Annotated in this window: 13 protein-coding genes; 6 read left to right on the top strand and 7 right to left on the bottom strand. The window is 42.1% G+C overall.

Translation table 11 applies throughout. The features are described from left to right. Positions 1-168: 168 nt before the first annotated feature. Entirely contained in the window at positions 169-1,467 is a 1,299-nt protein-coding gene (locus tag F896_RS01530; protein WP_016165058.1) for a serine hydrolase domain-containing protein, read from the bottom strand. Between the two features lie 240 nt (positions 1,468-1,707). Here F896_RS01530 and rpsO point away from each other — a divergent pair, with 240 nt between their 5' ends. The 4 genes from rpsO (at position 1,708) to F896_RS01550 (ending at position 7,268) form a co-directional block, all read left to right on the top strand. Next, positions 1,708-1,977, top strand: coding sequence for a 30S ribosomal protein S15 (gene rpsO, locus F896_RS01535; RefSeq protein WP_004656162.1), 270 nt, complete (start codon positions 1,708-1,710; stop codon positions 1,975-1,977). A 256-nt stretch (positions 1,978-2,233) separates the two neighbouring features. Next, positions 2,234-4,321, top strand: coding sequence for a polyribonucleotide nucleotidyltransferase (pnp, locus tag F896_RS01540; RefSeq protein ID WP_171069735.1), 2,088 nt, complete (start codon positions 2,234-2,236; stop codon positions 4,319-4,321). Between the two features lie 260 nt (positions 4,322-4,581). Beyond that, on the top strand, positions 4,582-5,904 hold the full coding sequence (locus F896_RS01545) for a dicarboxylate/amino acid:cation symporter (protein ID WP_016165056.1): 1,323 nt from the start codon (positions 4,582-4,584) through the stop codon (positions 5,902-5,904). Positions 5,905-6,044: 140 nt separating this feature from the next. Further along, positions 6,045-7,268, top strand: coding sequence for a magnesium transporter CorA family protein (locus F896_RS01550; RefSeq protein WP_016165055.1), 1,224 nt, complete (start codon positions 6,045-6,047; stop codon positions 7,266-7,268). A 27-nt stretch (positions 7,269-7,295) separates the two neighbouring features. Here F896_RS01550 and F896_RS01555 read toward each other — a convergent pair whose 3' ends face one another. From F896_RS01555 to F896_RS01580, 6 genes are all read right to left on the bottom strand, one after another. Further along, positions 7,296-7,622: a chaperone modulator CbpM gene (locus tag F896_RS01555; RefSeq protein ID WP_016165054.1), complete on the bottom strand. Its 327-nt coding sequence runs from the start codon at positions 7,620-7,622 to the stop codon at positions 7,296-7,298. An 11-nt stretch (positions 7,623-7,633) separates the two neighbouring features. Next, complete coding sequence (locus F896_RS01560; protein WP_016165053.1) at positions 7,634-8,578, bottom strand: DnaJ C-terminal domain-containing protein; 945 nt, start codon at positions 8,576-8,578, stop codon at positions 7,634-7,636. Between the two features lie 142 nt (positions 8,579-8,720). Further along, complete coding sequence (locus F896_RS01565; protein ID WP_016165052.1) at positions 8,721-9,332, bottom strand: LysE family translocator; 612 nt, start codon at positions 9,330-9,332, stop codon at positions 8,721-8,723. Between the two features lie 118 nt (positions 9,333-9,450). Beyond that, complete coding sequence (hslO, locus tag F896_RS01570) at positions 9,451-10,326, bottom strand: Hsp33 family molecular chaperone HslO (RefSeq protein ID WP_016165051.1); 876 nt, start codon at positions 10,324-10,326, stop codon at positions 9,451-9,453. 120 nt (positions 10,327-10,446) lie between these two features. Next, positions 10,447-12,264 carry a cation:proton antiporter domain-containing protein gene (locus F896_RS01575; protein ID WP_016165050.1) on the bottom strand — a complete coding sequence of 606 codons (1,818 nt, stop codon included), beginning with the start codon at positions 12,262-12,264 and terminating at the stop codon, positions 10,447-10,449. A 115-nt stretch (positions 12,265-12,379) separates the two neighbouring features. Further along, positions 12,380-14,605 (bottom strand): primosomal protein N', encoded by a 2,226-nt coding sequence (locus tag F896_RS01580; RefSeq protein WP_416201945.1) that lies wholly within the window; start codon positions 14,603-14,605, stop codon positions 12,380-12,382. Positions 14,606-14,819: 214 nt separating this feature from the next. Here F896_RS01580 and gspF point away from each other — a divergent pair, with 214 nt between their 5' ends. Then, on the top strand, positions 14,820-16,025 hold the full coding sequence (gene gspF, locus F896_RS01585; RefSeq protein WP_005210216.1) for a type II secretion system inner membrane protein GspF: 1,206 nt from the start codon (positions 14,820-14,822) through the stop codon (positions 16,023-16,025). Between the two features lie 23 nt (positions 16,026-16,048). Next, the gene (gspG, locus tag F896_RS01590; RefSeq protein ID WP_016165048.1) at positions 16,049-16,567 is read left to right on the top strand and encodes a type II secretion system major pseudopilin GspG; all 519 of its coding nucleotides are present in this window, start codon (positions 16,049-16,051) and stop codon (positions 16,565-16,567) included. Positions 16,568-16,712 lie beyond the last annotated feature (145 nt).

Below are 16,712 nucleotides of genomic sequence, written 5' to 3'. Positions count from 1 at the left end.
AGAGAAAGAACAATAAAAGAGAAGGGTGTGGAGTCTGCATTCAGAGGGTCTGAATGGTATAGGAAAAAAGAATAAAAAATAACAAAATTAAGAAGAATGATAAGTTCAAGCGCAAAAGCCCAAGTTTAACTTGGGCTTTTTTGTGCGTGTGATTTGGATGAAGAGGTGCTAGACCAAATCTGCTTCAGTACGGTCAGTTGCGAACAATGAGCGACGTTGGTTTTTGGGAATCTTTGGGCAGTTGGTTGAGATTTGATAAAGTGTTTTTGCCAAGGCTGGTAAGTGAGTACCCACCACTGATTTGCCTGTGGTTAACAGCGATACACTGATATCACGCTCAGGATCAGCCCAACACAGAATATTTGAAAATCCAATATGTCCAAAAGCTTGTCCTGTCATTGGGCCAAATAATCCTACGGGATTACTGCCGAGCATTGGGCCCAGTGCATAACGCATCGGTGCCAGTAAAGTCCGATCTAAGCTAACACCAGAGGTTGGCAGGGTTGAGCGGAATACCGTTTGAGGACTCATAATTTGTTTGCCCTGATATTCTCCGCCACTTAATAGCATCTCAAAAAAACGTCCTGCCTGTTCAGCACTGGTATAGATGTTGCCAGCTGGGCAAATGGTGTCCATGAAACGGGTATCGTTGGTGACATCGACTGCAAGCTGTAGACCGCCACCGAGTACATGATTGAGATAATGATCTGTGCCTAAACTTGGATGAATCCCCGTCGCATAGTTCAAGGCAACATCGGCACGATATTCAGGTTTTAATCCATAATTGAAATAATCCAAGCCCATTGGCTTTTCAACATATTCGGCCAGAAACTCGCGTACACTTTGCCCTGTCACCCGTTGCACGATTTCACCCAGAATATAACCTGCGGTAACGGCATGGTAGGCAAGATGAGTCCCTGAAGGAGAAACGGGCTTGGCGGCACAGAGCAGTTTTAAAATATCATCTTGGTTAAATAGCAGTTCTGGTGTGACTTGAGTGTCGATACGTGGAATACCGCCACGATGGGAAAGTAAATGAAAAATCGTAGCCCGACGTTTACCATTGACCCCATATTCAGGAATGTAATAGCTAATCGGATCAAGCAGATTTAAATCACCTCGTTCATCCAGCATATGGATCAACATCGCCGTGACCATTTTGGAGGCAGAGAACAGGCAGACTGGGGTATCTGGTGTACCAATCTTGGCATCAGTGGTTAAGCCATCTGGAGAGTTACCTTGCGCATAGCCAATACTGCGATTGAGAAGAATTTTTCCCTGACGACGTAGGCATAAGCTAATGAGTGGATAATTCCCCGTTTTATATAGACTTTCAACACTATTCCATATCTTTTGAATCTGTCTTTCGCTCATGCCGCCCAATTCAGCCGAGACTTCATCTTTGCTGCGAATCACTTGATTTAGGTCATGCGGTACATAACAGGTATTGGTTGATAAAATTTTCACGATTCCCTCGCAATATTTTCGTTTTCTTTCTTCTCTGTCATAAATTGAAAACAGAATCAGGCTAGTGTGCCTATTTTGTACAACGCTGTCAGCTGCCGAATTGCCAGCGGATATAAAACAATTTTGCAATATAGCGATAGATCACTTAAAATAAGCGCCTTGCTGTAGTGATGCACGGCAGTCGGTTGGTTTCAACTGATCATTATCATTTTATTTTTGTAAGCATCTCGGAGAAATCGAATGGCTTTAACTAACACTGATCGCGCAGAGATCATCGCTAAATTTGCTCGTGCTGAAAACGACACTGGTTCACCTGAAGTACAAGTTGCTTTATTGACTGCTCAAATCAATGATTTGCAAGGTCACTTTAAAGAACATAAACACGACCATCACAGCCGTCGTGGTTTGATCCGTATGGTTAACCAACGTCGTAAATTACTTGATTACTTAAACGGTAAAGATCACGGTCGTTATGTTGCTTTGATCGGCGCATTAGGTTTACGTCGTTAATTCGATTTTACTTTGTTTTCGGTATTTCGCATGTTGCAATGCTTTATCGCTGAAAAGAGAGTTTCACCTAATTTACTTTAGGTGACTTTAGAAGGGGCGCTTGTTCGCTCCTTCTTTGTGTTTAAATTTATTTAAAAATTTTGATCTAGTGCGATGGCTTCTAAGCTTTGTCATTTATCTACACAGCAGTGGTAGTCTGAATGCCAAACCTTAGGGGTCTCACTAGAATAAAACTAGGAAAATATAATACATGTCAATGTTTAATATCGTTCGTAAAGAATTCCAATTTGGTCAACACCAAGTTGTTTTAGAAACGGGTCGTGTTGCACGTCAAGCAAATACAGTTTTAGTTACCATGGGTGGCGTGACTGTTCTCGTTGCTGTTGTAGCTCAGCCTAAAGCTAAAGCGGGTCAAGACTTCTTCCCGTTAACTGTTAACTATCAAGAAAAACAATATGCTGCTGGTCGTATCCCAGGTGGTTATGGCAAGCGTGAAGGTCGTGCTTCTGAAGCTGAAACTTTAATTTCACGTCTTATTGACCGTCCAATTCGTCCGTTGTTCCCAGAAGGTTATTTCAACGAAATCCAAGTAACAGCAACTGTTGTTTCTTCTGATAAAACGATGGATGCCGATATTGCTGCTATGCTCGGTGCTTCAGCTGCATTGTCGATTGCGGGTACGCCGTTCCGTGGTCCAATTGCGGGTGCACGTGTTGGTTTAATCAACGGTGAATACGTTCTTAACCCGAATTTTGAACAACTTGCTCAATCTGATCTTGACCTCGTGGTTGCGGGTACAGAGTCAGCTGTGCTTATGGTTGAATCTGAAGCGAAAGAACTTTCAGAAGATCAAATGTTGGGTGCGGTGCTTTTCGGTCATGACGAAATGCAAATTGCGGTTCAAGCGATTAAAGAATTTGCTGCTGCTGCGGGTGCAGTTGAATCGACTTGGGTTGCGCCAAGCAAAAACGAAGCACTTCTTGAGCAATTAAAAGCTGCTTTCGAAGCGAAAATCTCTGAAGCATATACCATTGCGGTTAAACAAGACCGTTATGCAGCACTTGATGCACTTTATGCAGAAGCAGTTGCACAGTTTGTTCCTGAAAATGATGAAACTGGTATTGCGGATGAAGTAAACGAATTATTTGAAGATCTTAAATACCGTACTGTACGTGACAACATCTTGTCTGGTAAGCCACGTATCGATGGTCGTGATACTAAAACTGTACGTGGTATCGACGTTCAGGTTGGTGTATTAGGTCGTGCACACGGTTCTGCATTATTCACACGCGGTGAAACTCAAGCATTAGTTACAACGACTTTGGGTAATACACGTGATGCGTTGATGGTTGATACGCTTTCTGGTACCAAAACTGACAACTTTATGTTGCACTACAACTTCCCTGCATATTCTGTAGGTGAAACGGGTCGTGAATCAGGTCCTAAGCGTCGTGAAATCGGTCATGGTCGTTTAGCACGTCGTGGTGTTCAAGCAGTTCTTCCTGCGGCTGACCGCTTCCCGTACGTGATCCGTATCGTATCTGATATTACTGAATCTAACGGTTCATCTTCTATGGCTTCTGTATGTGGTGCTTCATTGTCACTTATGGATGCAGGTGTGCCATTGAAAGCGCCAGTTGCGGGTATCGCAATGGGCTTAGTAAAAGAAGGTGAGCGTTTTGCAGTTCTTTCTGACATCTTGGGTGATGAAGATCACTTAGGTGATATGGACTTTAAAGTTGCAGGTTCTGCCAACGGTATTACTGCACTTCAAATGGACATCAAGATCGAAGGGATCACTGAAGAGATCATGGAAGTTGCATTAAACCAAGCATTTGCTGGTCGTATGCACATCCTGAATGAAATGAACAAAGTCATTTCACGTGCACGTTCAGAAATCAATGCACATGCGCCAACGTTTGAAGTGATCAACATCAACCCTGACAAGATTCGTGATGTGATTGGTAAAGGTGGTGCTACCATCCGTGCGATTACTGAAGAAACTAAAGCTGCGATTGATATCGAAGATAACGGTACTGTACGCGTGTTTGGTGAAACTAAAGCGGCTGCGAAAGCTGCGATTGCGAAAATCCAAGCGCTTACTGCAGAAGTTGAGCCAGGTACAATCTATGCAGGTAAAGTCATTCGTATCGTTGAATTTGGTGCATTCATAAATATCATGCCAGGTACAGACGGTTTGCTTCACATTTCACAAATCTCGAATGAGCGTATTGCGAATGTGACTGACGTTTTAAAAGAAGGTCAGGACGTTAAAGTACAAGTTGCTGATGTCGACAACCGTGGTCGTATCAAGTTGACAATGAAAGACATTGAACAAGCTTAATGCTAGCAAGCATTTTGCTTAAAAAAAGCGCATTGTTTTAACAATGCGCTTTTTTATTAAGTGAATGATTGTTAAGAACATAAAAAACTGAAACTATAAACATAAAATTTCTTGATATTAGACATTGGTCTAATGCCTTAATTGTGTGCCTCGCAATTAACGTAGAATTCCCCAAATTTCCGTGCCTGCCTGCGTTTATGTGGTTTTAGATAGACAGTCGGAAGTCGATTTGTTCATCTCAATATGAAGGAATATCGCACATGCTTGTCGATCATGTCGCCACAGGTCAAGATGACCAACAGCCTCCAAAGAAACCAAAGTTTTATCAGATTCTCTATGTGCAAGTGATCTTCGCAATTGTCGCGGGGATATTATTAGGCCATTTCTTCCCAGAATTGGGTGAAAGCTTAAAGCCGCTGGGCGAAGCCTTCATTAAATTAGTCAAAATGATTATTGCTCCTGTGATTTTCCTGACCGTTGTGACAGGGATCGCGGGAATGAAAAATCTCGGCAGCGTAGGTCGGGTTACAGCGAAGGCCATGATCTATTTCTTGACCTTCTCCACTTTAGCTTTGATCGTGGGTTTGATTGTCGGAAATGTGATTGAGCCAGGTCACGGTTTGAATATTGATCCAAGCAGCTTGCACAGTACCAAAGTTGATGAATATGCTGCCAAAGCGCACGAGTCAACTATTACGGGCTTCTTGATGAATATCATCCCGGATACATTGGTCAGTCCATTCGTATCAGGTCAAATTCTTCAAGTCCTCTTTGTTGCGGTGTTGTTTGGTTTAGCTTTGGCAAAATCAGGTGATTTAGGTCGTCCAGTCACTGATTTTCTACAGCAGCTCACCACGCCAGTATTTACCTTAGTGGGTATGTTGATGAAGTTTGCGCCGATTGGTGCATTCGGTGCCATGGCTTTTACCATTGGTGCTTATGGGATCAGTTCAATCGGTAATTTGATGCTATTGATTGCGACCTTCTACATTACCGCTTTGTTGTTTGTGATTGTTATTTTGGGTGCAGTGGCACGCTATAATGGCTTCTCGATTATTGATTTGATTCGTTATATTAAAGATGAACTCTGGTTGGTACTCGGAACAAGCTCATCGGAAGCAGCATTACCGTCATTGATGGCGAAAATGGAAAAAGCAGGCTGTGAAAAGTCGGTGGTTGGTTTGGTTATTCCAACTGGTTATTCATTTAACTTGGATGGTACCAACATTTACATGACTTTGGCGGCACTGTTTATTGCTCAGGCATGTAATATTGAATTAACCCTTACACAACAAATCACGATTCTATTGGTCGCGATGCTGAGCTCTAAAGGTGCAGCAGGCATCACAGGTGCGGGCTTTATTACCTTGGCTGCAACACTGTCAGTTGTTCCTGCAATTCCAGTGGCGGGTATGGCATTGATTCTTGGTATTGACCGTTTCATGTCAGAATGCCGTGCATTGACCAATCTAGTCGGCAATGCTTGTGCAACCATTGTAGTTGCAAAGTGGGATAATGCACTGGATAAAGAGCAACTTGATCAAGCCCTTAAATATGGTGCGGTTGAGAAAAAAGAAGTGTAATCTTCCTGAGATTCGGAAGAGCCTCCATGCTTTGCATGTGAGGCTTTTTTATTGGATGTCGTTTCAGTCCTGTAATAGCCGTAGCTTTTTATCTGGCTTCATGGCAGCATTTCTTATGCCATTCTAATTTCTATTGTCCTATGCAACTTTATTATTTTTATCGTCATAACAGTGAAAATACGATTTTTATCAGTGCGGAACAACAAACAGAACATACGCTTGAATTTTTATGGGTCGATAGTCTTAGGCAAGATCTGGTGAATCATACAGAGGCTTGGCAGAAGAATATTTATGAGCATACAGGATTGGTACTGAATGAATTCCATTTGCGGGATTTACTGAATATTGAACATCCTTGTGCATTTGATACGGTGGAGGAATATGACCTGTTGGTGTTCCGCAAACTGATTAGCCCAGATGACCAAATTTTGGCAAATGATAGCTCCTCAGAATCGCATGAAAGTGTTTTTGGTTTAGCGACCACACCCATGAGTTTCATCTTAACACCCACGGTTTTGGTGAGTGTGAGGGAGCAGGGTAATCAAGCGGTAGAGAGCTATATTCAACGTATTCAGACCATTATGGGGCGACCGATCATTGAGCAGAATAAACCGCGGAAATTGGCGGCGACACCTGCTGATTTATGTCTGCGCCTACTGAATAGCATGATTGATGGTTATCTGAATTTACGTACACCCTTAACCCGCCGTGTTGAATATTGGCAACAGCAGTTGTTGCAAGGCAATCGTCGCTTTAAGCAGTGGCATCAATTGTTTCATGAGGATATGGCTTTTCAGCAAATCGAAAATCTGTGTGAGGAACAGATCGAGACTCTGCAAGAGTTTAGAGATGAATTAGTCGATAATTATCATCATGTTGTCGGTGAGCATAAGCATAAGGCGCAAGACATTTTACTGGTGCGTTTAAACGATCTGATGAGTCATGTTGAGCGTGTGCAAAAGCATACCTTGCGTTTAAGAAATGCGATTCAATCAGCCATCGATTTACACTTCTCTGCAATTGCTAATCAAACCAATGAGAACATGCGCATCTTGGCAATCATTACCGCCATCTTTGCACCACTGACCTTGTTGACTGGCGTTTATGGGATGAACTTTGAGTTTATTCCAGGACTGAAATCACCTGTTGGCTTCTGGATTATGCTGGGTGTGATGCTGATGAGCACAGTATTTTTACTGTATTATTTTTATCAACAGCATTTGGTCGGGCGTGGTGAACGCAGTGTGATTGATTTACTGGCACAGCAACATAAGCAGCGTAATTTTAATTTGTTGTGGTTCTTGGACTATGAACCGATTAAGCAAACGCTGAAAGAAGTGGAGAAAATGACCAAGCTAAAATAATTTAGACTTGGTCATTTGCAGGATGGCTTAATGAAAATGTTTGAGCTGTTTGCGAAGGTGTTGCACTTCATCGATTAAATCCAACATTACTGCTACAGCTGATAAGCTTGCATCGAAGTCACGTTGTAAACGGTAAGCACGTCTAGCCCGACTCACATCTTCACCAATAAACTGATAGCTTTGCGGTTCTACTGAGATTTGCAAAATATCATAATCAATCAGTTTTAACACCCAATCGGTACTTTGACCGCATGCCTCAGCGAAGTGCTCAAGATCAAGTGCCAATTGTTCATCAATGATTTCAACTTGGCTGTGACCGTCATATTGAATTTCTTTGTATTGAATGGTTGTCATGATCTTACTCCTTATGAGGCGCGAGGTCGGAATGAAGCAAATGAATCGGCAAATTGTTGATAAGCCTGCTGATCTTGCTCATTGTGCACTGGCGGTAAAACAATATTAATGATCAGATACAAATGTCCCGCAGTTTTGTTTGGAATCCCTTTGTCTTTTAAACGTAGCTGTTGCCCATTTTTTGCATTTTTGGGTAAGTTAACTTTGAGTTGTCCAGCAGGGGTACTGAGCTCGATACTTTGCCCGATACCTGCTTCCCAAGGGCTGACATCAATAGTTTGATACACATCAGCGCCTTCAACACGAATTCGGTCAGTGTCTTTATATTGGATTTCAATATAAAGATCACCATTTTCACCGCCATTGGTACCCGTTTGACCTTGACCGTTTAAGCGGATTTGTTGACCTTCCTTCATACCTTTTGGAATTTTAACCTCTAAGGTTTTACGTTGTACCTCAGGTTCACCATAGACGTTATAAGTCGGAATTTGTAGGGTAATTTGTTGAGTTGAACCATGATAAGCAATATCTAAATCGACTTGAATGCTGGCGTGCTGGTCTTCACCACGATAGCTACGTTGTTGACGTTGAGAGCGTTGCTGTCCTCCACCAAAGCCAGAACCAAAACGGCCAAATAAGTCCTCAAATCCGCTAAAGTCAGCACCATCACCCGAACTTTGGCGATAGAACTGTGAACCGTCAAAACCACTTTGATTGCCTTGCCCAAAATTAGAGAAACCTTGTGGATGATCTAGCATTTGGTCATATTCTGCTTTTTTAGTACTGTCACTCAAAGTGTCATAGGCGACATTAATCGCCTGCATTTTGGCTTCAGCATCGGCTTCTTTGCTAATGTCAGGGTGGTATTTACGTGCCAATTTTCGATAGGCTTTTTTGATCTCATCTGCTGAGGCGTCTCTTGAAACACCGAGCTCTTCATAATAATTTTTTGCCATGATCTATAATAAATATAATGATGTGTTTGTTTCATTATGAAACGAATCCAAGAGATTTCAATGGATTCGATTGTATAAGACTTGTTCTGTTTGGCTAAGAATCTACATCGTTAAGGTTTTTAATGTGGACTTGATGTTGATTTTAGATAAAGGTATCGACCAGTCCATAGAGCGCAATTAAGACCAATAAAACACCACATAGACCAAGAATCTTTGGGTAAATACGGCTCTGAGATAGGCTGCGGAAGAACAGATACACTAAAGACAAGGTGAGGAAATCCAAGACAATCCAGGTCACTGTGAGCAGGCTTAAACTGAAATTGATATTCGGTGAGATGTTAATAAACTGCGGGAAAAAAGCCGAAAAGAAAATAATATCTTTCGGATTGGAAATCCCCACCAAAAAGCCTTTTTTAAAGCCGCCACTTTGTGCAGACACGGTTTGGATGGCGGTTGGATACGGTGCCTGAAGCACTTCTTTAATAATGCTATAGCCCAGATAAGCAATATAAAGGCAACCTAATATGCGAATGGCTTTTAGGTAGTTTTCATCAATGGTGAGAAAACCCTTGAGAATCAGTACTGAAATAAAAATCAGGATTAAAGAAGCGAAATTAGTTCCAAAAATCGTCTCCAGTGCTTTTTTATAGCCACCCTTAAGGCCCGCACTAGCGACTAAAATCATCACAGGCCCAGGTGTGGCAATCAGCACCACCACACTGATGATAAACAGCAAGTATTCGAAGTAATTCATAAGGCAAAATTAAGGTCTATGTTATTGGGAGATTTGAAAATTGTTTTATCGCATAGACCTTAATACAAAATAAAAAAAGACGGAAGCCCGTCTTTTTTTATTTTTAACATTTAGTCAATTAACTTAAATGTTCACCGAATAAACCTAAAGCTTCTTCTGCAGTAAATTCATAACGGGTATTACAGAACTGACAATCCATCTGGATTGGGTTTTGAGCTTCCAGTGTTTCATGAACTGCAGTAACGCCGATTTGGATCAAGGCATTGGCACAACGTTCTTTAGAACACGTACAGCCAAACTTTAACTGTTCAACTTCAGGTAAACGCACTTCTTCTTCGTTATACAAACGATACAGGATTTCATTTGCAGGAAGATCGGTTAACTCTTCTGGTTTCAGGGTTTCAGTCAGCATGGTCAAACGTGGCCATAGATCTTCATCAACCAACTTTTGTTCTTCTTCATCATTACGAGGAAGTAGCTGAATCAATAGACCACCCGAACGTTGGTTATTGGTTGCCAATACAATGTGGGTTGGGATTTGTGCAGACAAATCATAATACTGTGTCAAGCAACCTGCCAAGGTCGGTTGATCAAGTGGTACGATCCCTTGATAGCGTTCGCCGTGTTCAGGTTCAATATTGATGAACAGCACTGGATTGCTTAAAGCCGCAAGCACAGTACGACTGTCGCCACCTTCAACGAAACGAGGATCTTCTTCATAATCGGCCAATGCGCGGACTTCACCTAAATGGTTACACTCAGCCATGGCCCATTTAAAAGTTCCATTTGCTTGAATCTGTAAGCTAATACGGCCACGAATTTTGAGTGTACTGGCAAGTAGGGCTGTTGCACTGAGCATTTCACCTAACAGGCTTTGTACCGCAGGCATATATTCACGTTGCGCCAAAATAGTTTGAAGCGCTTCTTCTAAATGCACTACTTCACCACGAACAGGGCAGTCTTCGATAAAAAAGCGTTGGCGTAAATCAGACATATTTTTCTCCAGTACCCCCTAAGGGGAAAACAAAGCAACGCTTTGCCTTGTAAAGCACTTCAGGCTTTATAAAAAAGGTGCATGGTTATGCAGTCAATAATGGTGTCAGTTTGCCAAAACTCAAGATGTTTCATTGAGTGAATTTGCATCACTTTGTGTGTTTTGATCATTGCTCAAGCGATCTGATCTTAAAGTTTTTGTGTTTTCAAACAAATACTCAAGCTCGGCAATAGCGCTTGGATAGTTTTCAAGGACATCTTGTTGATCATGGGACCAATGTTGCTGGTTCAACAGTTTTTTATCTTCCTGTTTAAAGCGCTCAATTTGAATATGTGCATCTTCAACGGAGAGACCAGTTTCAATCAATGCCTGTTGTGCCATATTTAACGATGAAGCATAGGTTTCACGCCAAATATGTTGTACGCCTAAATCATTGAGTAAATGCGCATGATGGCGGTCACGTGCTCGTACAAACAGGGTTAAATCTGGATAGTTCAAACGTAGATGCCGTGCCAGATTCATACTGTCTTCAACATCATCAATTGCAATAATCAATAATTTACAATATTCAATGCCTGCAGCACGTAAGTTCTCGACTTGGGTGACATCAGCATCAAAGAAACGATGTCCATATTGTTCAATAAAATCAGCGTCGGGTTGATTGCTATCAATGACACTGAATTGTTTGCCTTGAGCGTGTAAGGCCCGTGCGATGACCTGACCAAAACGGCCAAAGCCCAAAATAAGAATCGGGTGTTGAGGGATATCGTCAATCTGTACTGATACCCTCTTCTGCAACTTTGGTAAAATTTTTGAATCAAATAACCAATACAGCAGTGGGGTCAATAGCATTGAACCCAATATAATCAGGAACATCGGTTCTAATAACGCTTTGCTGACTAAACTTTCGCTTTCTGCCAGCTTGATCAGAATAAAGCTGAGTTCACCACTTTGCGCCAAGGTGATTGCAAACAGTGTGCTGAGCTTGGCATGGCGTTGTTGATAATAGCTGATTGCTGTAACAACAGCAGCCTTTATTACAACTAAACCAAAGATTGATGCGATGATCAATAATGGTGTTTGGATAAGGGGTTGCAGTGAAAGACCCAAGCCAATGGCCAGAAAAAATAAGCCTGTCGCTGCATCTTTAAAGGGTTCAAGAATACGCTCAACTTCACTTTTAAATTCTGTCTCTGCGAGTAATAAGCCTCCCAGAAATGCACCAATTAGAATATGAATATTTAAAATATCCATGATGAGGATGACAGAAAGTAAGACCAATAAACTGAGTACAGGAATGAGGTGGATACTATTTTTCCGTGCTAAAAAACGGAATGCTGGGCGAACTAAATAGCGGCTGGCTAAGAATAATCCTGAAAATGTCGCGGTGATGGCTGCAAAATAGGCAATGCCATGCCGTGTAGAAGCAGTGTCTTCAAGTAATGGAAATAACACAATCAAGATGACGGCAACAAAGGCTTGAAATTGCAAGGTTGCTAAAGTCGCTTGTCCTAGTTTGCTGTTGAGCTGCTGTTTTTGTTGTAAAAGCTGCTGCGGTAAGATCACAGCGGAAAGTGCTAAAGCAAATCCGACAATCAGACTGGTCAGCACATCATTAAAAAGTAAAAAACATGCGCCAATCAGAACAAGGCTAATGATTAGGAGTTGTAATCCGCTGTTTTTTAGAATGCCTCTACGCTCGAGCCAAAGTTGTTGCGGTCGAAAAGCAAAACCGACAAAGAACATGACTGCAATCATACCAAAATGCAGCAGCTGATTGATGAGCTGAGGATCTTCGATCAGGCCCGAAACGCTGGAGCCAAGTAAAAGCCCTGCAATCAGATAACCCAGAACAGTATTGGCGGCATAACGTTTTGCTAATGGAACAAAAATTAAAGTCGCAGCCAGTAAAAAAATAATCGGTAGCAGTAAAGACATTGAATGCCTCAAATTTTTCTATTTTGTCTAGACTAACTCAAATGAGTCGTCTGTAAAAATATGATCTGAAAAGATGATATTGGAAAACGTTCGATAACTTGAACAAGCTTAGCTTCTAACTAAACTCTTGCGGATCAACATCAATCGATAGCCTCAGTAGATGCTGGCGAGGTAAGTGTACGACGTGTTGCCACCATTGGCGCAAATAAAAATGCAGTTTTGCTCGATCGCTAGACAAAATCACCATATGTGCGCGATAACGGCCTGCTTTACGTTCCATCGGTGCGGGAATCGGTCCCCAAATATCGACTAAATCTCCAGCCATTGTCCGTAATTGTTGTGCAATATCCGCTAAGAATTGCTGACTATAGTCTCGATCTTTAGATTCGACCCGAACCAATACTGCATAACGATAGGGTGGTAACATCGCGATTTTGCGGTCAGCCAGCATTTGTTTCGCAACAGTGCGGTAGTCATGCTCAATTAAAGTGGTCAGCATCGGGTGATCAGGGCGCAGACTTTGTAAATAAACGCAGCCTTTATGCTCGCCTCGACCAGCACGACCAGCAACTTGTACAATCAGTTGTGCGGTACGTTCAGGTGCGCGCGGGTCAACACTGAGCAAGCCTGCATCAATATCTAAAATCGCAACGAGTGTCACATGTGGGAAATGGTGACCTTTGGCCAGCATCTGTGTACCCAACAAAATATTGGGTTTATTTTGCTGAATGCGATCATAAATTTTCTGCCAGCTACCCACTTTGCTGGTACTGTCACGATCGACCCGAATCACCTCATTGTGAGGAAACAATTCTTGTAAGTGTTCTTCAAGCTTTGCCGTTCCTGCACCAATGGTTTTTAAGCTTTGCTTCTGACAGGCAGGACAATGATCAGGCAGGCGATTAATAGTGCCGCAATGATGACAATGCAAATAATGATAAGGCTGTGAATGTAGGGTAAAGTGCGCATCACAGTGGGGGCAGTTGGCTTGCCAGCCACAGCTTTCACACATCAGAATCGGCGCATAACCGCGTCGATTTAAAAAGATCAGCACTTGTTCTTTACGCTCTAAGGTATGCTTGATCTGTTCGATCAGGGTTTGGCTGAGTCCATGCTTCTTTTTTGCGATTTTTAAATCAACCACATGCATTTTCGGCAGTACCGCCACGCCCGCCCGTTGATTCAGTTCAAGCAAATGTAACTTACCTGATTCTACTAAATGATAACTGTCGATACTTGGTGTTGCAGATCCGAGGATGACAGGACAGTTCTGTAAATGACCACGATATAAAGCCACATCACGGGTATGGTAGCGGAAACCTTCTTGCTGTTTGTAAGAGAGGTCATGCTCCTCATCCAAGATAATCAAGCCAAGATGAGGGAATGGTGTGTAAATTGCAGAACGTGTACCAATAATAATTGAAGCTTTACCCGTTTGCGCATGTTGCCATGCCTGTAAGCGTTTCGAGTCATTTAAGCCCGAATGCAGTAAGGCAACATCACAATGAAAGCGTGATTTAAAACGGGCCACAGTTTGAGGCGTCAGGCCAATTTCAGGCACCAGTACCAACACCTGTTTACCTTGTTTTAATACCTCATACATGACTTGCAAATAGACTTCAGTTTTACCACTGCCAGTCAAACCATCCAATAAAAATGCTTGGTATTGATGCTGTGCTTTGAGAATCTGTTGAATCGCTTTTTTCTGATCTTCGTTCGGCGTCAAAGGTACTTGCGCCAGTTGCACAGGTGTTGGTGTAAAATCATGCGGTTCAAGGCAGCATTCAACCAAGCCCTTTTTCTCCAAGGCTTTTAGGGTCGAGGTTTCTACGCCACTCAGATTTAAAACATTTTCAGTCGTGCCATTGGGATGCAGTTTGAGAACCTGATAAGCATCATATTGTTTTTGTGAACGTTTTAATAAAGAGGCTGGGTCTTCATGCGGTGTGATTTTCCATAAGTGAAACAGGATATCCAAGGCACGCCCTTGTCTTAATAAGGTTGGTAGGGCACTTTGCATCACCTCACCAATCGGGAATTGATAATATTGGGCTGACCATGTCAACAAAGTTAAAACTTGTTGGTCTAGAATCGTTTCCTGATCGAGTAATTCTGTGATGGCCTTAAGTTTGAATTGTCCTGTAAATACTTCGTTCGGATCAACTTTTTCTGTAATGATCCCAACAAGATTCTGCCGACCAAAAGAAATCGCGACACGTGCACCGATTTGAGCTTGAACATACTGCTCAGCACTGACCGTGTAGTCAAACGTGTCGTACACATAAACGGGTATTGCAACTCGAATACGGTACAAAATAGCGTTAGAATTTTGGCTAGGCATATAGGCTTCATTCATATAAGGGGCGGATTGACACTTCAGCCTTTAGGTTGCGTTATTGACTAAAACAACTTATACAAGGCATGACTGCATGTCATGGAATTATGCTAAAGTGCGGAGTGTTATGTCGATGAATTTCTTGTGAAACTCATGTATTTCATTGCAAACACGGATGCAATAGCAACAACAACTATTTTGGGACAATTAGAACAGAACCATGCCTGCTTATCAATTTACCGCTCTTGATGCCTCAGGAAAGCAACATAAAGGTGTGCTGGAAGGGGATTCTGCACGTCAAATTCGTCAACAGTTACGAGATAAAGCATGGACACCCATTGCGGTCGATGCCGTTGAGCAAAAAGACAAACAGCAACAACGCTCATGGTTTAAAAAAAGCTTTAGTGCCTATGATTTGGCATTAATGACCCGTCAGCTTTCAGTCTTGGTTGCTGCAGGTATTCCACTGGAAGAAGCCTTGCGTGCCGTCAGTAAGCAAAGTGAAAAATCACATGTCCAAAATCTATTAATCGCCGTACGGTCTAAGGTTCTGGAAGGGCATTCACTGGCAAAAAGTATGCAGCAATCGGGACGATTTCCTGAGCTATATATTGCAACGGTTGCAGCTGGGGAGCGTTCAGGGCATCTTGATTTGATTCTAGATCAGCTATCTGATTACACCGAAAATCGGTTTGCCATGCAGAAGAAAATTCAGGGTGCGATGATCTATCCGATTGTGCTGATGCTGATGTCTTTCGGGATTGTGATGGGGTTGATGACCTATGTCGTGCCTGAAATTGTCAAAACCTTTGAACAAAGTAAAGAAGCCTTGCCTTGGATCACGGTCGCATTGATGAAGGCAAGTGCCTTTATTCGGCATACTTGGATTGGCATGTTAATCCTTGCCTTTATTGCCATCATTGTATTTACCCGTTTTTTAAGAACCAATGCGGGGCATTATGCATTTGACCGATTAACACTCAGATTGCCACTATTTGGTAAACTTTCACGTGGTATAAATGCGGCACGTTTTGCCAGTACCTTGTCGATTCTGACCCGTTCAGGTGTGCCTTTGGTTGAGGCCCTACGTATTGGTGCTGAAGTCAGTAATAATTGGGTGATTCGTGATGCGATTGAAGTGGCGATGGAGCGTGTAACAGAAGGTGGTAATTTGGCAACACAATTAGAGCGTTGCGGTTATTTCCCACCGATGATGGTACAAATGATTCGAAGTGGTGAAGCTTCTGGTGAGTTGGATCGTATGTTGGATCGTGCATCTATTATGCAAGATCGTGAGGTGACCACCTTTATTTCAACTTTACTGGCGTTACTTGAACCCTTGATGCTGATTTTTATGGCAGCAATTGTATTGGTGATTGTGATTGCGGTAATGTTGCCAATTATTAATATGAACAATATGATCTAATGAGTGACATGTAAGAGATGAATATGAATAATTCAATGGATAAACAAAATGTTGGACTTAGCTTGAATCCTGCCACTCGAAGCATAGCTTCTCGTCTTGCGACCCGACCGAGCGTTGCTCGGTTTAATCGTGCCTCAGGATTTACACTCATTGAAGTGATGGTTGTTATTGTAATTTTAGGTGTTCTGGCTGCACTGATCGTTCCGAACGTGATGGGTCGTGGTGAAAAGGCCAAAGTGGATACCACCAGTATTACCTTAAAAGGTGTTGCGGGTGCTTTGGATCAGTATAAGTTGGACAATGGTCGTTACCCATCGATGCAAGATGGTGGTCTAGATGCGTTGGTGAATCAACCTGCTTCTGCAAAGAACTGGTTACCGGGTGGTTATGTCAAAGGCGGCTATCCAAAAGACAGTTGGGAGAATGATTTACAGTATGTGATCCCAGGTCGTGAAGGTCGTGCATTTGATTTATATTCGTTTGGCGCGGATGGTAAAGAAGGTGGCGAAGGCAATGATGCGGATATTTATTATCAGCCATAATGCTTGAATAAAATATCACTTCACTTTTGAATTAAATAAATAGAGAGTGAAGTGATAATGTTTCTTAATTCAATAAAATAACATAACTATTTGAAAAATATAAAATGAATAAAATATTGAATATGTGAGAGTTATAATAAGAATT

It is taken from the genome of Acinetobacter genomosp. 15BJ (genome assembly GCF_000400715.1).
Taxonomy (GTDB): Bacteria; Pseudomonadota; Gammaproteobacteria; order Pseudomonadales; family Moraxellaceae; genus Acinetobacter.
Note: the sequence above shows the minus strand (reverse complement) of the source record. Positions and strands in the feature narration are given on the sequence as shown.